Below are 16,172 nucleotides of genomic sequence, written 5' to 3'. Positions count from 1 at the left end.
TCCCTTAAGCTCGAGGCTTGCCAATGCCGATATAATGATTAAAGTGTTGAGTAATGTGAGCAGCATTATCGTTCGATCCTGAACCCGCGAGGTTTAAGATATGCATAAAGTAAGCAGCAGCAACATTGATCTCTCCAAGGTCCGGGCGGTGGTCTATCATCTGCCCGACGGCGACAGTTTTGCCGTTCCCATAGAAAACTTCGAGCAGTTTTTTGAGCTGGGCCTGGGCAAGGTCTGCGACACCTCGGAAGTTGACGGTTTTGTCCATTTCTTCCCCCGGGGTAATGCCTGATCCGACCTGCGACGGCCACGTCCACACCTCCCTTTGCCTGCATGCCGCCGGCAGTATGGAGGAGTACGTGCAGGCGGCTTTGGCCAAAGGCTTGCGGCGGCTGGTTTTTCTGGAGCACTTTGAGGCCGGGGTCAACGCCCCCCGTCGGACCTGGCTTACCGCCGATGATTTTGCGGTTTATCGCCGGGAAGGTGAACGCCTGCGACAGCGTTATGCCGGCCGGATTGAAATCGGCCTGGGGGTGGAGGTGGGGTACAATCCCCGCCAGGTGGATACCACCTTGGCCTTCCTGCGGGAACAGGCCTGGGACCGGGTGGGCATCTCCTGCCATTTCCTGGAGATAGCCGGCCGCCACTATAATCTGCTGAGCCGCAACGAAAAGACCCTGGCGGTCTTCGGCAATTACGGGGTAGCCCGGGCCCTGGCCGAGTATTTCTCCCTGCTGGCCGAGGCGGTGGAATCTCTGCCGGCAACGGTGCTTTGTCATCTGGACGCGGCCCTGCGCCATCATCCGGAAGTTGGGCCGGCCTTGGCGGCGCAGAGCCAGTCTCCGGTTTTTGAGCGCATCTTCAAGGCCATGGCGGTCAACGGGATGGCGCTGGAAATCAACACCTCAGGCTTTGCCCACCGCCGCCGGCAACCCTACCCCGGCCCCGAACTGCTGGCCCGGGCCGCCGCCTACCAGCTTCCCCTGGAGATTGGCTCCGATGCCCATGCCCCACCCGAAGTGGGGCGCTATTTCAACCAGGTATGATTTTTGGGGGCCGTTTCAGGCAGGAGCGAGCTTGATGATCAGGGGAATCATGTGCAGTGACTTGGAGGCCTGGCGGGTGGCCCCCAGCCGCCATTCCCGGCAACTCATCCCCTCTCCCAGCATTTGATCGATTTTTTCCACCAGGCCGTTGATGTTGATGATGGGGTGGCGGGAAAAGACTTCGGGCAGGCCGTATGTAAGGTTGCAGGCCAGGCATTTGCCGGGGCGCTCGTGGAGCTCCAGGGTCAGCTGCAGGGTCTGTTCCTCGGGGTTGAAATGCTGAAAGCTCAACTTGATGTCGTAAGAGCCTTCGGCGGCATCGCCCAGCAGAGCTTCGAAAAATTCATCAGCCCGGCCTGGGGGCAGCAGTTCGGCAAGTTTTTCTTCGGTCAGGAGTTGCTGGATGTGGTTCTGGTCCATGTGGTTGCTCCGCGTGCTCGTGGTTATCGGGGGTGGGCAGGAAGCACCCTGATTAAAAAGATCTGCTCATTCTAGCAACGAGGCGCAGAAGTTCAACTTTTTTCTCCGCCCCGCCGGGGTTCTGTGTTACATTCGACGGCCATGCAGCGCTCCCTGTTCAACTCCGATCCTACCAGTGCTACCCCTGTTGCCGCCGCCGAGGCGCTGGCCGGCCTGAACCCGGCTCAACGGGAAGCGGTTTCGGCCCCGGCCGGGCCGATTTTGGTGATTGCCGGGGCCGGCAGCGGCAAGACCCGGACTTTGGTCCACCGTTTGGCATACTTGGTGGAGCAGGGGGTGGCGCCGGAGAGCCTGCTGCTGCTGACCTTCACCCGCAAGGCCGCCCAGGAGATGATCGCCCGGGCCGGCCACCTGCTGCCCGATGCTTCCTGCCGCCAGGTGACCGGCGGCACTTTTCACGCCACTGCCAACCTGATTCTGCGCCGCTACGCCGCCCATGTCGGTTACCGGGCCAATTTTACCATCCTTGATCAGGGTGATGCAGAAGGAATTATCAATCTGCTCAAGTCCTCACTGGGGCTGGGCGGGGCCGGCCGGCGTTTCCCCAGTCGCCGCTTGCTGCTGGCGATCATCAGCAAGGCGGCCAACACGGAAATCGGGATCTTCGACCTGGTGGAGTCCCAGTACCTCCACCTGCTGGAGTTCTTGGATGACATTCTGCTGATTGCCGAACATTACCGCCGTTTCAAAATCTCCCACGGCCTGATGGATTACGATGACCTGCTGCTCTACTGGCGCCAGCTGTTGCGGGAAAACGAGGAAGTGCGGGCCGAACTGGGCCGCCGCTTTCAGGCCTTGCTGGTGGATGAATACCAGGACACCAACCCGGTGCAGGCGGAAATTGTCCGCCTGCTGGCGGCTCCCCGCAACCATGTGATGGCGGTGGGCGACGACGCCCAGTCCATCTACAGCTTCCGGGGGGCGGATTTTCGCAACATCATGGAGTTTCCCAAGCAGTTCCCCGGCACCCGGATAATCCGGCTGGAGGAGAACTACCGTTCAACTCCGGAAATACTGCAGGTCAGCAACGCCATCATCGCCCCGGCCCCGGAGCAGTACCGCAAAAATCTGTTCAGCAAGCTGGCCGGCGGCGGCAAGCCGGTGCTGTACGCGGCCCGCAACGAAGGGGCCCAGGCCCGCTTTGTGGTGGAAAATATTCGCCAGCTGCAAGCCTCCGGCCTGCCCACCGAAGAGATCGCCGTTCTCTTTCGTTCCGGTTTTCACTCCTACAAACTGGAACTGGAACTGGCCGCCGCCGGGATCAGCTTTGAGAAACGGGGCGGGCTTAAATTAACCGAATCGGCCCACATCAAAGACGTGCTGGCTCACTTGCGGGTACTCTGTAATCCCGCCGATCGGCTTTCCTGGCACCGGCTGCTGCTGTTGCTCGACAAGATCGGGCCCAAGACCGCCGCCGGCATCATTGACCGTTTTCCGGCCCCGGCCGCCGCCGAAGATGCGGAAGGGACCGGCGGCGAAGAGGGCGGGGCAGAGCAGCCGCTGGCCGCTCATCTGCAGGTGCTGGCCGCTTACCCGGCCGCCAAAGGGTGGCAGCAGGGGTTTTTGCTACTGCAGGAACTGTTGGCGGATCTCCAGGCTGCCGGGCCGGCCCCGCTGCCCCTGCTGGAGTTGGTGCTGGTTTATTATCAGCCCATTTTCCAGCGCCTTTACCCCGATGATTATCCCCGGCGCCAGCGCGATCTGGAGCAGTTGCGCCCTTTGCTGGCCGGTTATCAGGATATCCGTGATTTTCTGGCTGACACCGCCCTGGACCCGCCTGCAGTCAACGCCGGTGGGGCGGAGGGATTGCCGGACCGGTTGGTGCTCTCCACCATTCATTCCGCCAAGGGGCTGGAGTGGGACAGCGTGTTCATCATCCACCTGGCCGAAGGTAAATTCCCCTCCGGACAGGCAGAAGATGACGAGCAGTATGAGGAGGAGCGGCGACTTTTTTATGTCGCCGCCACCCGGGCTAAGCGTAACCTCTACCTGGTTTATCCCCGGGAGGTGACCGGCATGGATCGGCGGCCCGCACTTTGTCATCCCTCTCCCTTTCTGGGAGAAGTTCCTCCCCGGCTTCTGGATTTGCCGGCGGTCGGGCCTCCTCCGGCAACGGCCGACCCTTACCCCAAACGGCAGCTGTACCGGCCCCGGCCGGGACAGGGGGAGGCAAGCAGTGAAGAGGGCGGTGGCCGCCAACCGGCCGCCGATCGGCCCCTGGCGGTGGGCGCGCGGGTCAGGCACCCCTTCTTCGGTCCCGGGGTGGTGGTGAGGATGGTTCCCCCCAGCACGGTGGATGTCCGCTTTGATCGCCACGGCTTTAAGACCCTGCATCTGGACTACGCCAAACTCGAAACTTTGTAATCGTAAGCGAACAGCCGCACCGCGTCTTCGGGCGATCAGCCAGGCTTACGTACAGGGGGTACGCTGCGCCTGGCTGCTTACCCGAACCTGCGGCACGGCTGTTCGCTTACGGCCCGTTATACCTGTAGGTTAGTACCCCTGGTGAACGGTTGCTTGTAATCTTAACTGGAAACAGGATTATGATGGATTATCAGCAGGCCTGGGATTATCTCGATCGTCTGCAATTTTTTAAAATCAAGCTGGGGCTTGACAGCATGGAGCGCTTTCTGGCGCGGCTGGGAAAACCCCAGCAGCAGTTGCGTTTCATCCATGTGGCCGGTACCAACGGCAAGGGGTCGGTGGCGGCGGCTTTGCTGGCCGTCCTGTCCCGGGCCGGCTACCGGGTGGGCCTTTATACCTCGCCCCATTTAAGCTGCGTACGGGAACGTTTCCGGATCAACGACGAGTTTATCGGCAAAGACGAATTTGCCCGCCATGCCACGGCCATTCATGAGGTGCTGGGGGATGACCAGATTACCTATTTTGAGTTCACCACCGCTTTGGCCCTGCTCTGGTTTGCCGCCCGCCGGGTGGATGTGGCAATCCTGGAGGTTGGTCTTGGCGGGCGCCTGGACGCCACCAACGTGATCACCCCCGAGGTGGGGGTGATCACCAACGTCTCCCTGGATCATCAGGCTTATCTGGGCGACACTTTAGCTGAAGTGGCGGCGGAAAAGGCCGGGATCATCAAGGCCGGGGTGCCTCTGGTTACCGGTGTGGCCGCCGATGAGTCCCGGGAGGTGGTAGAGCAGCGCTGCCGGCTGCTTAAGGCCCCATGTTACTTGCTGGGGCGCAACTTTTCCTGGGCCTACGGCGATGACAGGCAAGCGCGGCAAGATAGCGCTCAGAGCGTCAGCGATTCCGCCGCCGCAGCGGCCGGCAACCTCTGGCATTACCGGGGGCTCAATGGTGAAATCAGCGGCTTGCAGTGCCGGCTGCGGGGCCGGCACCAACGGGATAATCTCAGCCTGGCCCTGGCAACCCTGGAGTTGCTGGCCCCGATATGGCCGGTGACCGAGGAGTCGATCCGGGCCGGGATTGCGGCGGTAAACTGGCCGGGGCGGTTGGAATATCTTGAGATCAGGCCGGCCGGTGCCGACGGGCGGCGGCGGGTGCTGCTGGATGGGGCCCATAATCCGGCCGGCATCGGCGCCCTGGTCGGCGCCCTGCAGGAAGACTTTAGCTATCGGCGGCTGGTGGTGGTGTGGGCCAGTATGGCGGATAAGGATGTGGCCGCCGGCTTGCAGCAAATCGCTCCCCTGGCGGATGAACTGGTCCTGACCCGGCCGGAAAGCGAACGTTCGGCCACCCCGGCGGCCATGCGCCAAATGCTGCCCCCGGCCACCCGGACGGCCGCCCGTGAAGCGGAAGATACCGCCGGGGCACTGCAACTGGCCTGGCAGGCCAGCACCCCCGACGATCTGGTGTTGGTGGCCGGTTCGCTCTATCTGGTGGGGGCGGCCCGCCGGTTATTGCAAGGAGAACTGGTGAGGGATGAAGCTTAATGGATGAACTTTATGGCAGCAGCCTGGATGGCATTGACGAGGCCTGTCTCCGCCGGGAAAAGGCCAGGGCCAGGGAGTTGCGCCGTTCACGCTGGTGGCGGCAGAAGTTGGCCCAGGGGATCTGCCATTACTGTGGCGGCAAGTTTGCCCCCGCAGAGTTGACCATGGACCATGTGGTGCCCCTGGTCCGGGGGGGGCTGAGCCGGAAAAACAACCTGGTGCCGTGCTGCAAGAACTGTAACAACGAAAAAAAGAGCCGCCTGCCCCAGGAGTGGGAGGGTTATCTTTAACCTCCCGCTGCGGTAAAGCCGGCGGTTAAGGGATTTCCGGCCGGCTGAAATGGTCATGCAGAAACCTGGTGATGGCCGCCGCCGGCAAGGGGCGGCTGAAAAAATAACCTTGGAAAAGATCGCAGCCTTTTTCCCGCAGAAAGTCCACCTGCGCGGCGGTTTCCACCCCTTCCGCCACCACCTCCATCTTGAGAAGGTGGGCCAGGGTGATGATGGTTATAATCACCGCCCGGTCATCCTCGTGGTCGGTGATGTCATTGACGAAGGTCCGGTCGATCTTGAGGCTGTTGATAGGGAAATTTTTCAAATATCCCAGCGATGAGTATCCGGTGCCGAAGTCATCCAGGGCCAGGGTTATGCCCATCTCCTGCAGTTGTCGCATGGTGGCGGTGGCGGTTTCCAGGTTTTCCATGATAATGCTTTCGGTGATCTCCAGTTCCAGGAAATCTGGGCTCAGGCCGCTGTTTCGGATGATGGCGGCGATATCGGCCGCCAGTTGCGGCTGCTGAAACTGCACCGCCGAGAGATTGACCGCAATCCGCAAATGGGGCAGGCCCTCCTTCTGCCATTGCAGGCTTTGCTTGCAGGCCTGGCGCAGCACCCATTCCCCGATGGGTACGATCAGCCCCGTTTCCTCCGCCAGGGGGATAAAATCCGCCGGGCTGACCGGCCCGCGTTCCGGCTGCACCCAGCGGATCAGGGCTTCAACCCCCCGGACGGTCAGGCCGTCGGCGCCGATCTTGGGCTGATAGTAAAGCTCGAATTCCTCGAATTCCAGGGCCTGCCGCAACCGGTTTTTCATGGTCATCCGGGTGAGCACCGCTTCAAACATCGAGGCCTGAAAAAAGTGGAAGTTGTTGCCGCCGTTTTTCTTGGTGTGGTACGTGGCGGTGTCGGCGTTTTTTATCAGGGTTTCCGCATCCTCGGCGTCGTCGGGAAAAAGTGAGATGCCGATGCTGGGGGTCAGGTGCAGCTCGTGACCGTTCAATTTGAAGGACTGGGTGAACAGGCCCAGCACCTGCTGGGCCGCCTGGGCCACTTCGTCGATGTTATCCACCTTGGTGATCAGTAGGCAGAATTCGTCACCGCCCAGGCGGCAGATACTGTCGGCTTCGTCTTTGATCCGCTCCAAGCGTTCGGCCACCTCGCCAAGGACAAAGTCGCCGGCGCTGTGGCCTAAAGCATCGTTGACCTCCTTGAAGCGGTCCAGGTCGAACATCAGCAGGGCCACCTGATGATCGCTACGCCGGGCCCGGGTGATGGCCTGTTGCAGGCGCTCGTGAAAGAGCAGGCGGTTGGGCAGGCCGGTTAGCTGGTCAAAGTGGGCCAGGTTTTCCAGTTGATCCTGGGTTTGCTTGATCGCCGTCAGATCGCTGGAAATTCCCACGTAATGGCTGGTGCGGCCCCGGCGGTCGGTGACGGCGCTGATTGACAGCCACTTGGGGTGAACTTCACTGTTTTTGCGGCGGCTCCAGATTTCCCCTTCCCAGTGACCGGTGGTGGTCAGCTGTTGCCACATCTGGCGGTAAAACTCATCGCTATGGTGGCCGGACTTGAGGATGCGCGGGTTTTGCCCCATCACCTCCTGCCGGGAGTAGCCGGGAGTTATTGTCAAATCTGGTGTACGGAGTCCTCAGGCGGCCATCCGCATAGGTTGATCTGACACCTTGATTCCGTTTTTGAATTGTATGCCGGTGACGACCTCAGCCAGCCGGCGAAATCCCTTGATCTTTTTCCATCTTTTTTCAGCGCTTTGCAGCAGCTTAAAGACCATGGTCAGGGTGGTGTCCCTGGAACCGCAGTTCCGTGATCTCTTGCTGCGCAGGCGCACAGTGGCAAAGGCCGACTCGATGGGGTTGGTGGTCCTGATATGCACCCAGTGTTCGGCTGGAAAATCGTAAAAAGCCAGCAACTCGTCCCGGTCCTTGGCCAGGCACTCCATGGCCTTGGGGTATTTGTCTTCGAAACGGGCCAGCATACGATCAAAAGCCTGGCTGGCATCTTCCTTGGTCTCAGCCATCCAGATATCATGCAAATCAGCCTTGGCCTTGAGCTGAAGCTTTTTGGGCATCTTGTTCAGCACGTTGGCCGTTTTGTGAACCCAGCAGCGTTGGTGGCGGGTCTTCGGATAGACCCTGCCCAAGGCGTTCCAGAACCCCAAGGAACCATCGCCAACCGCCAACTCGGGGCCTGTGGTCAGGCCCCGAGCCCGCAGCCCGGCGAGAAGTTCATACCAGCTGTCGCTTGACTCCCGGTAGCCATCCTCCACCGCTATCAGTTCCTTGTGCCCCTGGTCGGTAACTCCAATGATCACCAGCAGGCAAAGCTTGTCATCCATGCGGACGTTGCTGTAGATGCCATCCACCCACCAGTAAACGTAGCGTTTTCCGTTCAGGTCACGTTGCCGCCATTTGGTGTGCTCGGCCAGCCATTTGGCTTTCAAGCGGGAGATGGTGTTGGCCGACAACCCCTTGGCCTGTTCCCCGAGGAGTGCGGCCAGGGCCTCCTGGTAATCGCCGGTGGAAATTCCTCGCAGGTAAAGCCAGGGCAGCAACTCATCGACACTGCGCGCCCGCTTCAGATAAGGCGGCAACAAACTGCTGTTGAACTTGAGGCCTTGGCCGCTACGATCTCGCACCTTGGGAACTTTGACCTCGACATCGCCGATTCCGGTCTGGATCGTGCGACCGGGAAGATAGCCGTTTCGGACCACTGTCCTGCGGCCATCTTCCAAGCGGCTGGAGTATTGGGCCATGAAGGCCTGTAATTCAGCTTCTACGGCCTGGGCAATCAGCATCCTGGCACCATCGCGCAAAAGGTCGGTAAGCGGGTCGGCGACATTGTTTCCTTGTTGTGAAAGAGCGGTTGGGGTAGACTTGGTCATGGCGTATCCTCCTGTGTTGGCTGTGATCGTCGTGGTGATCAATCAACCTGGATGATACGCCATTTTCCTCAGTTATCCCATACACCAGATTTGACTATAACCCAGTAGCCGGTGACCTTTTCAAAGGCCCGGTTGACCTCGATGATCTTTGCGTCGGCGTCGGTAATCACCACCGCCTCGCTGGTCTCATCCAGGAGCTGGCGGGAGAGCCTGATTTTTTCTTCGCTTTGCTTGCGCTCGGTGATATCCCGGGCGTAACAGATCAGGCCGCCGCCGATAAAACTGTCGCGGTTGAGCCGTGAAAGGGAAAAGTCGGCATGGCGATGGAGGCCGTTTTGGGTCTGGATTTCAATTTCAAACTGGTGGTTGCCCTTTTCCTCTACCCGGGGCAGGATTTCCGACTGGAAAAAATCCAGTTCATGCGGGGGCAGAAAAAAGTGCAACGGCTGCTGCCGGGCCTCGGCGGCCGTGTAGCCGAACAGGCGCTCGGCCCCACGGTTCCAGTTGCTGATCAGGCCGTCGGGGGTGGTGGTGATGATGGCATCGTGGAGTTCCTCGATGATCCTGGCTCGCACCCGCAGCCGCTCTTCCGTCTGTTTGCGCTCCAGGCCCAGGGCGACGATGTCGGCCACCGTGGCCAGGGGCTCGATAATGGACTGGGGCAGGTGGTGGCGGGTGAAAAAGGCCATAACCCCGACCACTTTGCCGTCGATGACCAACGGGTGGCCGGCCATCGCCCGTAACTTGTGCTGTTCAACCCAGCGGGGGTTTCTGATTTGGGGGTCATTGAGCAGTTGGTTGGAAACTTTGGCCCGGCGGTGCAGGGCGATATCGCCGATTTTGGTGCGGGGGTCGATGGGTATCCGGGAAAACTCTCCGTCAAGTCGGGTGTGCAGGCCAGCACTGGCGGTCAGGATCAGGCTGGAGTCCATTTCTGGGATCAACCAGATGCGGGCCAGGGCGGCGTCCAGGTGTCTGACCATGGCCTTGCAGCATTCCTGGAGGATGGTTTCCAGGGGGGTGTTGCGGGTCAGCATCATGCCGACCTCCGCGGTTAAGGTCAGCATCTGCATGCGATGGTGCAGTTCTTGCTCCGCCGTTTTCTCCGCGGTGATATCTTGGGCCGTGCCCAGCATCTTGTACGGCTTGCCCTTCTGGTCAAAAAGCAGTTCGCCGGTTTCACGCAGGAACTTTTCCGCTCCGCCGGGCAGCATGATGCGGTGATCAACGCTGTAGGGGAGATGGCGTTCCAGCGATTTATTGACCTCCTTCTGGACCAGTTCCCGGTCATCGGGATGGATAGTGGCCAGGAAGGCCTGGTAGCTGGCCTGAAACTGTTCGGGCCGGCGCTCGAAAATCCGGTACAACTCCGGCGACCAGAACAGATGCTCTTTTTCGATATCCCATTCCCAATGGCCGATTTTGGCAATCCGCTGGGATTCCTCCAACCGGGTTTTGCTGTTCTGCAACTCCAATTGGGTTCGGCGCAGGATGCTGGTCTGGCGCAGGATCAGCCAAAAAATCAGGTTGGTGACCACGGCGGCGACTGCCAGCCAACCGTAAAGGCTTTGCAGGTCGGGGTCGGTCAGTGACAGATGGGTGAATTTGAACAGCACCGCGAGCCCGGTTGCCTGCAGGGCAATGAAAGCCAGCAGCCAGGGCCAGGCTTTAAAATGTAGATCGGTAGGTTGGGACATTACTCAGTTGTTATCCCCGAAACAGATGCCGATTTCCCGGGCGGTGAGCAGTTTGTCGCTGTTGACTTCCACCTTTTTGCGGCCCTTTACCGCTTCGGCCAGGGGTACTGCCGCCATGTCCGGGGTTTTCAGGGCCACCATGTGGTCAAAAAGTTCAAGTTCGGCCATGCGCACCGCCGCCCCGCCGAAACGCAGGGCCAGCAGGCGATCGAAGGTGGTGGGAGAGCCCCCCCGCTGCAGGTGCCCCAGGGTCAGCGAGCGGGTGTCTTTACCGGTGAGCTTGCGGATATGTTCCGCCACCCATTCCCCTATTCCTCCCAGCAGTTCCCCGTCCCGGCCCAACTCACAGTTTTTTTTGCACACCGCTTTTTTCATCCCCCGAGCCTTGGCCCCTTCGGCCACCACCACAATGGCGTAATGTTTGTCCCGTAGTTCGTTATCGTTGATTTTTTGGCAGACCAGCTCGATGTCAAAGGGGATTTCAGGGATCAGGATAACGTCGGCCCCGCCGGAAATGCCGGCGTTCAAGGCAATCCAGCCGGAATCCCGGCCCATCACCTCCACCACCATCACCCGGTCGTGGGATTTGGCGGTGGAATGGAGTTTGTCCAAGGCCTCGGTGGCGGTGGAGACGGCGGTATCAAAGCCGAAGGTGCGTTGGGTTGCCTCCAGGTCGTTGTCGATGGTCTTGGGCACCCCGATCACCGGCATCCCTTTTTCTTGGGCAAAGCGGTGGGCGATTTCCAGACTGCCGTCGCCGCCCACCGCGATATGGCAGAAAAAACCCAACCGCCGGAAGTTGCGCATAATCCGGTCGGACAGGTCCAGGGTCTGGATCTCGCCGGCCAAATTTTCCACCGGCATGGCAAAGGGGTTGCCCTTGTTGGTGGAGCCCAGGATGGTTCCCCCCAGTGGCATGATATCTTCCACCTTTTCAGGGGTAAGGCGAATTAGTTCATCGGGGTCCAGCAGGCCCCGGTAGCCGCTCTTACTGCCGTATATCTCCCATCCCCGCTGATATGCCGACTTGGTTACCGCGTAAATCACCGCGTTGAGCCCCGGGGCGTCACCGCCGCCGGTGGAAATAACAATTTTTTTCATGGTGGAAATCTCCCGAATGGCCGCCGGCACTGGGCGGGGTAAACTGACATGCCGGTTTATAGTAAGGTTTGCTGATAAGGTCAATACCCCGGAGTGGTAAAAAGGGGCAATCTCTTTTTCGACAATTGTTTATCCAGCCCCTTGACTTATCGGCGAGAATAGCTTAAGTTTTCTCTAAAGTTGGAAGTGGTTGAAGTTAAGCTAATCAACCTTATTAATAACCTTAAAGAAAGGTTTCTTACAGGAGGCATCTTATGCTGGAAATAACTGAATTGGCAAGCAAAAAACTGAAGGCCTACCTGGAGGACAACAGTATTGATTCTCCAGTACGCGTGGCCCTAATGCAGGGCGGGTGAGCCGGTCCCTCACTGGGATTGGCTCTGGATGAGCCAAAAGAAAACGACACCACCCATACCCAGGATGGTGTAAAGTACCTGATCGACAATGGCCTGAGCCAGCAGTGCGGTGCGGTGAAGATCGACTTCATCGATGCCGGGGCGCGCTCCGGTTTCTCCATCACCCCAGCCAACCCCTTGGGTGGCGGCGGATGCGGCAGTTCCTGCAGCACTGCCGGTGGTTCCTGCGGCTGTTAACCAGCCGGGGATCTGACCAGCGCAAAAGCCCTCGGTGTCTTCGGCACCGGGGGCTTTTTGTTGTGAAGGTTCACCTTTAAGCGGCAGGGGAGGACTTGTCATGGAGCCCGGTACGTCTACGGCGGTAGACAAACTTACTTTGGAAGATGGTCAGGCCCTGTTGTGGCTGGCCCGGCAGACCATTGCTCAACGACTTTGGCAGGCCGTCGCCGATCCCCCTGGTGAGATCAGCCAAACCTTGGCTTCCCCTCGCCTGCAGGAGCGGCGGGGGGTCTTTGTGACCTTGAAAAGCAACGGGCAGCTAAGGGGGTGCATCGGCAGCCTGCAACCGGTGGGCAGCATCGTGGAAGGGGTGCGGGATAACGCGCTGAAAGCCGCTTTTGGCGATCCCCGTTTCCCCGGCTTGAGTGTCGAGGAATTAGCAGCGGTGCAAATAGAGATCAGTGTGCTGACCCCGTTGAAGCCTTTAAGCTACCAGGGTTCCGAGGAACTGGTGGCGAGGCTGCGTCCCGACCGGGATGGCGTATTGATTGAGCAGGGCGGCTTGTCCGCCACCTTTTTGCCCCAGGTATGGAAGCAGTTGCCCCAACCGGAAAATTTTCTTGCCCAGCTCTGTCTCAAAGCCGGCTTGCCGGCGACAGCCTGGCAGAGCGGCCAGCTAAAGGTGGAAACCTATCAGGTGCAGTCGTTTGCCGAAAAGTGAGGCTCACTGTAGCCGGCCGCACCTCCCCTAATCTTGCTTTTTTCCAGGCCCTGTGGTACATCCCGCAAATCCGGCCGGGCAACCTGCCGGTTATCCTGCCAAACATTTATCTTGTATCTTGCCCGGATGGCGGAACTGGTAGACGCAAGGGACTTAAAATCCTGCTTTTCAGGCAGGTGTGGCACGGAAAAACAATTAGTTATGGCAGATAAAATACCCTGTGCATCAGCGGTGCATCAGAACAGCGTGGCAGTTTAGTCCCTAGGGTGAAGGTATTTTTTTGATCAAAATGCCCGGATGGTGGAATTGGTAGACACACGAGACTTAAAATCTCGCGGCCGTTAGGCCGTGCCGGTTCGACTCCGGCTCCGGGCACCATTAAAATATCGTTTCCGGTAACGTTACCCTATAACGGGTGGTGGGGTCGCAGATCACGACCTCATGATGAGTTTACGCCCTTTTGGGCGAAAAGGGGGGCGGTGGGGGTGTTTCGTTACCCATAGATGGGTTTTTGTCCTCTAGGGCATAAAGGGGGCGGCGCTTCACCTTATGGGGGTGGTGTTCCGCCACCTCATCGCAGGAAAGGGGGTTAACGTTGGTAAACCTTTGCGCCTGGTCCCACTGTTTGGGAGATTGGCACAACAAAAAGAAAGGCCACGCCTTGCGACGTGACCTCCCCGCAGGTGCCGGAAACCTGGAAACCCGGCGGCCCACTTAATTAGGTTACTCTTTGTGGCGTTGCTCCAGCGCGAACATTTGCCGCGCGTTGTCGTTCGATACGTTCGCCAGCTCGCGGGCCAATGACAGCAGCTTTTGCGGTCCACCCGTGCTCGCTAACTGGCTTGGCCGGTAGCGGGGGCGCGTATGATGTGCGGCATCGGCGGCGCGGTAGGCAGTAAGCACTGTGGAAAACGTGGCGCGGTGTACCTTGTCCAGGCGTTGCCGCATCTCGCCCAACTTATCGACCAGCGCGGCAAACTCTTGGTGGGTTGCTACCTGGACCTGTAACGCTTCCTGTGCCTGCTTTTTGGCTTGCTCATACGCCGGGCCATGGTCGCGTTGCTCGGCTTCCACGCGACTTTGTTCCAGGGCCTCCAGGCGGTCGCTCAGTAGGTCCAGCTCGCGCTGGCGTTCTTCCTGCTCCTTGGCCGCCTCTTTTGCCTGCTTCAGGTCGCCGCTCTTGACGGCCTGCTGATAGGTCGCCTTGGCAGCGTCCAGGGCCTCTTGAGCCGTCGCCTGTTCTTGGTTGGCTGCCTCGATTTTGTTTTCCAGCTCTTGCACGTTCTTCATGTTGTCACCTATCGTTGCCATGCGTTGGTGGTGGCGTCCAGCATCCGCTGGCGGGCCGCTTCGGATGAGCTGCTGACCTCCTTGCCGTCGCTCTTGGCAGTCTCGCGGGTTAATCCCTTGCTGGGCTGTTTGTAAGCCCCGGTTACTGCCTTTTCGGCTTCTCGCCGGGCTGTGTCTAGGCGGCCATGTGCTGAATCGGTCCGCAGGCCGTCATCCCTCTGGCTGGCCGGGGTGGTGTCGAAAATCAAGCCAGCGTGAAGGGTGTCAGAAACCAGGCTGTTGACGGTAGCTGGGTCCAGTTGCGGATAACTGGCGGCAACACGGCCCGTTACCCAAAGTGTTTTGTCTCTTGAAAGTTTCATTTTGTACCTCTTGGTTACCAAGTTACTAAGTTATGGAGCCGCCTTGATGTGTCGGCCCCGTCTGCCATTACTGCCGCACCCGCTAGCGCGTTAGCCAGGTCGTCATGACCGCCTGGCGGGTGGTCGATAATGTCCTTGCCGCTCCGGCCCTTGCGCCGTTGCAGGTTTGTTAATTGGCCCGTTAATTTCACAACGGGCGGAATCTCGATATTTGCCGCGTTCATCATGGGCAGCATGTCGCGATAAAGTTCTGTGCGGGCACGGTCGGCAAGGTCGTATTCAATCCCTGCATCCCGGAAACGCTCGCGGGGCCATTCGCCGCCGTAGCGGTCACCAGTAACACGGCGCAAACCGTAAGCCTTCAGGCAGGCGGCAAACTCTTTCACCACGTCCGAGGGGTTGAACGGTGGCTTTGCCTCGCGTACCGCGTCAATTACTACCCGGTCGCCCTCACGGTGGGAAATGGCAAGCGTCATTGAGTCAGCACTCCCGCCGGAAGGGTCCGTAAAACCGTAATACCGATTACTGGAGATCGGCGGCAGTTCGGTAGGTTCCTCACGGGTGCAGCTGTCCACCACCTCGCGGGAAACAAATTGCTCTAAGTCATCCCGGAATTGCCCGCCATACTCTGCCGCCGCCGCTGCCGGGTCTCTGTCATATGCCCGCTGAATAATGCGGTCGGGTACGCTGGGGTTCATGGTCTTAGTGTCTGCCTGCCAAACCAAAACTTCCGGGTCATCTGCCCCGAAACTCTCGCGGTAGGCGCGGTATAACTCGCCCTGCTTGGCATAGGGCGAGGACAGCACCAGCATCATGGCGTTGGGAATGGTCGCCATGCCGGGTTGAATGGCGTTGACGATTTCGTGGTCAGGGTTCGCGCCGTCTGTAAACCAGAACGCTATCTCATCCAGCAGGGCGGCCACCACTGTATAACCACGGGTGGCCCGGTAGCTGGCGGTGGCAATCTCAATGGACACGCTGTTTTTAAGCTCCAGGCCGTCCGCTGTTTCGCGCTCCAGTAACCCGGCCAGCATTGGGATTTCCAGCACCATGGCGCGGGCGTAGCGGAATATTGTCCTTGCCTGCTTCCGGTCTGCCGCGAGAATCAAGACCGTTCCCCGCTCGCCGGGTTGGAGAAACTGGCGGTAATCGTGAAATGCGGCCAGGTAAACGGCTATCAGGGCCGTTGTGAAGCTCTTGCCGCCCCTACGGCCCACCACTAGCCAGGCTTCCTTGACAGGGCTTTCTGGCGCTTTCTGGCGACCTGTGCAGGTTTCAAATATCCGCCGCTGCTCCTGGTTCATCTCCAGGCCAAAAACGGCTGATAAAAAGGCAAACCAGGCCGACCAGTCACCTTGCTTAAACCACCGGGCAAAAAGCGCCGGGTCTTGGGCCGCCTGAATGATGTTCACGCGCTGGCCTCCCGCTGTTTAATGTAATCAGCAAGGGTTATGTCCTTGGCTTGGCGCTTCAATCCCAGCTTGGCGAGCAAGCCCATCAACGAGTTGCAAGCCTGCGTATATCGCCCGCTGTCGAAGTCTCCGCCGTTGGCAAGGTTGCGCTCTTGCTGCTCTATCCAGTATTCCAGCCAGACAGCCCGCGAAGCCAAAGCCCGTTGAGCATAGCTCATGCCTTCAGGGCCGCCCAGGTCGGACAAGATATTGTCGTGGCGCTGCTTGAGTACTTGGTATACCCTGGAGCGTCCATCCAACTTATCAAGCCAGTCGGCTGAATATCTGCTAGGTGGGGTCTTGACGGCCATTTGTCACCTCGTTTCGTATGGTTGGCTGTAACTGCTGCCTATCTCGTTTATACCTG

General features: G+C 59.3%; 16 protein-coding genes and 1 tRNA gene. 8 read left to right on the top strand and 9 right to left on the bottom strand.

Features of this window, described 5'->3' with window-relative positions:
• Positions 1-100: 100 nt before the first annotated feature.
• Both DAAHT2_RS06510 and DAAHT2_RS06505 read left to right on the top strand, forming a co-directional pair.
• Positions 101-292: a hypothetical protein gene (locus DAAHT2_RS06510; protein ID WP_013163496.1), complete on the top strand. Its 192-nt coding sequence runs from the start codon at positions 101-103 to the stop codon at positions 290-292.
• Positions 261-1,046, top strand: coding sequence for a histidinol-phosphatase (locus DAAHT2_RS06505; protein WP_218915056.1), 786 nt, complete (start codon positions 261-263; stop codon positions 1,044-1,046). The genes DAAHT2_RS06510 and DAAHT2_RS06505 overlap by 32 nt, the downstream gene beginning before the upstream one ends.
• 15 nt (positions 1,047-1,061) lie before the next feature.
• On the opposite strand, the gene DAAHT2_RS06500 is transcribed toward DAAHT2_RS06505, so the two are convergent.
• Positions 1,062-1,466, bottom strand: a complete 405-nt coding sequence (locus DAAHT2_RS06500) for a hypothetical protein (RefSeq protein ID WP_013163494.1) — start codon at positions 1,464-1,466, stop codon at positions 1,062-1,064.
• Between the two features lie 141 nt (positions 1,467-1,607).
• Here DAAHT2_RS06500 and DAAHT2_RS06495 point away from each other — a divergent pair, with 141 nt between their 5' ends.
• From DAAHT2_RS06495 to DAAHT2_RS06485, 3 genes are all read left to right on the top strand, one after another.
• Positions 1,608-3,890, top strand: coding sequence for an ATP-dependent helicase (locus DAAHT2_RS06495; protein WP_013163493.1), 2,283 nt, complete (start codon positions 1,608-1,610; stop codon positions 3,888-3,890).
• A 179-nt stretch (positions 3,891-4,069) separates the two neighbouring features.
• Positions 4,070-5,434 carry a bifunctional folylpolyglutamate synthase/dihydrofolate synthase gene (locus tag DAAHT2_RS06490; protein WP_245526865.1) on the top strand — a complete coding sequence of 455 codons (1,365 nt, stop codon included), beginning with the start codon at positions 4,070-4,072 and terminating at the stop codon, positions 5,432-5,434.
• Entirely contained in the window at positions 5,434-5,724 is a 291-nt protein-coding gene (locus DAAHT2_RS06485; RefSeq protein ID WP_013163491.1) for an HNH endonuclease, read from the top strand. The genes DAAHT2_RS06490 and DAAHT2_RS06485 overlap by 1 nt, the downstream gene beginning before the upstream one ends.
• Positions 5,725-5,749: 25 nt before the next feature.
• Here DAAHT2_RS06485 and DAAHT2_RS06480 read toward each other — a convergent pair whose 3' ends face one another.
• From DAAHT2_RS06480 to DAAHT2_RS06465, 4 genes are all read right to left on the bottom strand, one after another.
• Complete coding sequence (locus DAAHT2_RS06480; protein ID WP_280983092.1) at positions 5,750-7,339, bottom strand: putative bifunctional diguanylate cyclase/phosphodiesterase; 1,590 nt, start codon at positions 7,337-7,339, stop codon at positions 5,750-5,752.
• 18 nt (positions 7,340-7,357) lie between these two features.
• On the bottom strand, positions 7,358-8,608 hold the full coding sequence (locus DAAHT2_RS06475; RefSeq protein ID WP_013162619.1) for an IS256 family transposase: 1,251 nt from the start codon (positions 8,606-8,608) through the stop codon (positions 7,358-7,360).
• 68 nt (positions 8,609-8,676) lie between these two features.
• Positions 8,677-10,305 (bottom strand): PAS domain S-box protein, encoded by a 1,629-nt coding sequence (locus tag DAAHT2_RS06470; RefSeq protein WP_041718864.1) that lies wholly within the window; start codon positions 10,303-10,305, stop codon positions 8,677-8,679.
• 3 nt (positions 10,306-10,308) lie between these two features.
• Complete coding sequence (locus tag DAAHT2_RS06465; RefSeq protein ID WP_013163490.1) at positions 10,309-11,406, bottom strand: 6-phosphofructokinase; 1,098 nt, start codon at positions 11,404-11,406, stop codon at positions 10,309-10,311.
• Positions 11,407-11,660: 254 nt separating this feature from the next.
• Here DAAHT2_RS06465 and DAAHT2_RS15060 point away from each other — a divergent pair, with 254 nt between their 5' ends.
• The 3 genes from DAAHT2_RS15060 to DAAHT2_RS06445 all read left to right on the top strand — a co-directional run bounded on the left by DAAHT2_RS15060 (position 11,661) and on the right by DAAHT2_RS06445 (position 13,080).
• A complete protein-coding gene (locus DAAHT2_RS15060) occupies positions 11,661-11,999 on the top strand; it encodes an IscA/HesB family protein (protein WP_013163489.1) in 339 nt (112 codons plus the stop codon).
• A 100-nt stretch (positions 12,000-12,099) separates the two neighbouring features.
• Positions 12,100-12,702, top strand: a complete 603-nt coding sequence (gene amrA, locus DAAHT2_RS06450; protein ID WP_013163488.1) for an AmmeMemoRadiSam system protein A — start codon at positions 12,100-12,102, stop codon at positions 12,700-12,702.
• A 291-nt stretch (positions 12,703-12,993) separates the two neighbouring features.
• Positions 12,994-13,080 (top strand) — tRNA-Leu (locus tag DAAHT2_RS06445).
• A gap of 345 nt (positions 13,081-13,425) precedes the next feature.
• Here the strand turns inward: DAAHT2_RS06445 and DAAHT2_RS06440 are convergent.
• The 4 genes from DAAHT2_RS06440 to DAAHT2_RS06425 are packed head-to-tail and all read right to left on the bottom strand — an operon-like array spanning position 13,426 to position 16,116.
• Positions 13,426-13,992 (bottom strand): hypothetical protein, encoded by a 567-nt coding sequence (locus tag DAAHT2_RS06440; RefSeq protein WP_013163487.1) that lies wholly within the window; start codon positions 13,990-13,992, stop codon positions 13,426-13,428.
• Positions 13,993-14,000: 8 nt separating this feature from the next.
• Positions 14,001-14,354 carry a hypothetical protein gene (locus tag DAAHT2_RS06435; RefSeq protein ID WP_013163486.1) on the bottom strand — a complete coding sequence of 118 codons (354 nt, stop codon included), beginning with the start codon at positions 14,352-14,354 and terminating at the stop codon, positions 14,001-14,003.
• A 14-nt stretch (positions 14,355-14,368) separates the two neighbouring features.
• Positions 14,369-15,766 (bottom strand): terminase large subunit domain-containing protein, encoded by a 1,398-nt coding sequence (locus tag DAAHT2_RS06430; protein ID WP_013163485.1) that lies wholly within the window; start codon positions 15,764-15,766, stop codon positions 14,369-14,371.
• Positions 15,763-16,116 (bottom strand): hypothetical protein, encoded by a 354-nt coding sequence (locus tag DAAHT2_RS06425; RefSeq protein ID WP_013163484.1) that lies wholly within the window; start codon positions 16,114-16,116, stop codon positions 15,763-15,765. The genes DAAHT2_RS06430 and DAAHT2_RS06425 overlap by 4 nt, the downstream gene beginning before the upstream one ends.
• Positions 16,117-16,172: the final 56 nt, after the last annotated feature.

The organism is Desulfurivibrio alkaliphilus AHT 2 (assembly GCF_000092205.1).
Taxonomy (GTDB): domain Bacteria; phylum Desulfobacterota; class Desulfobulbia; order Desulfobulbales; family Desulfurivibrionaceae; genus Desulfurivibrio; species Desulfurivibrio alkaliphilus.
Note: the sequence above shows the minus strand (reverse complement) of the source record. Positions and strands in the feature narration are given on the sequence as shown.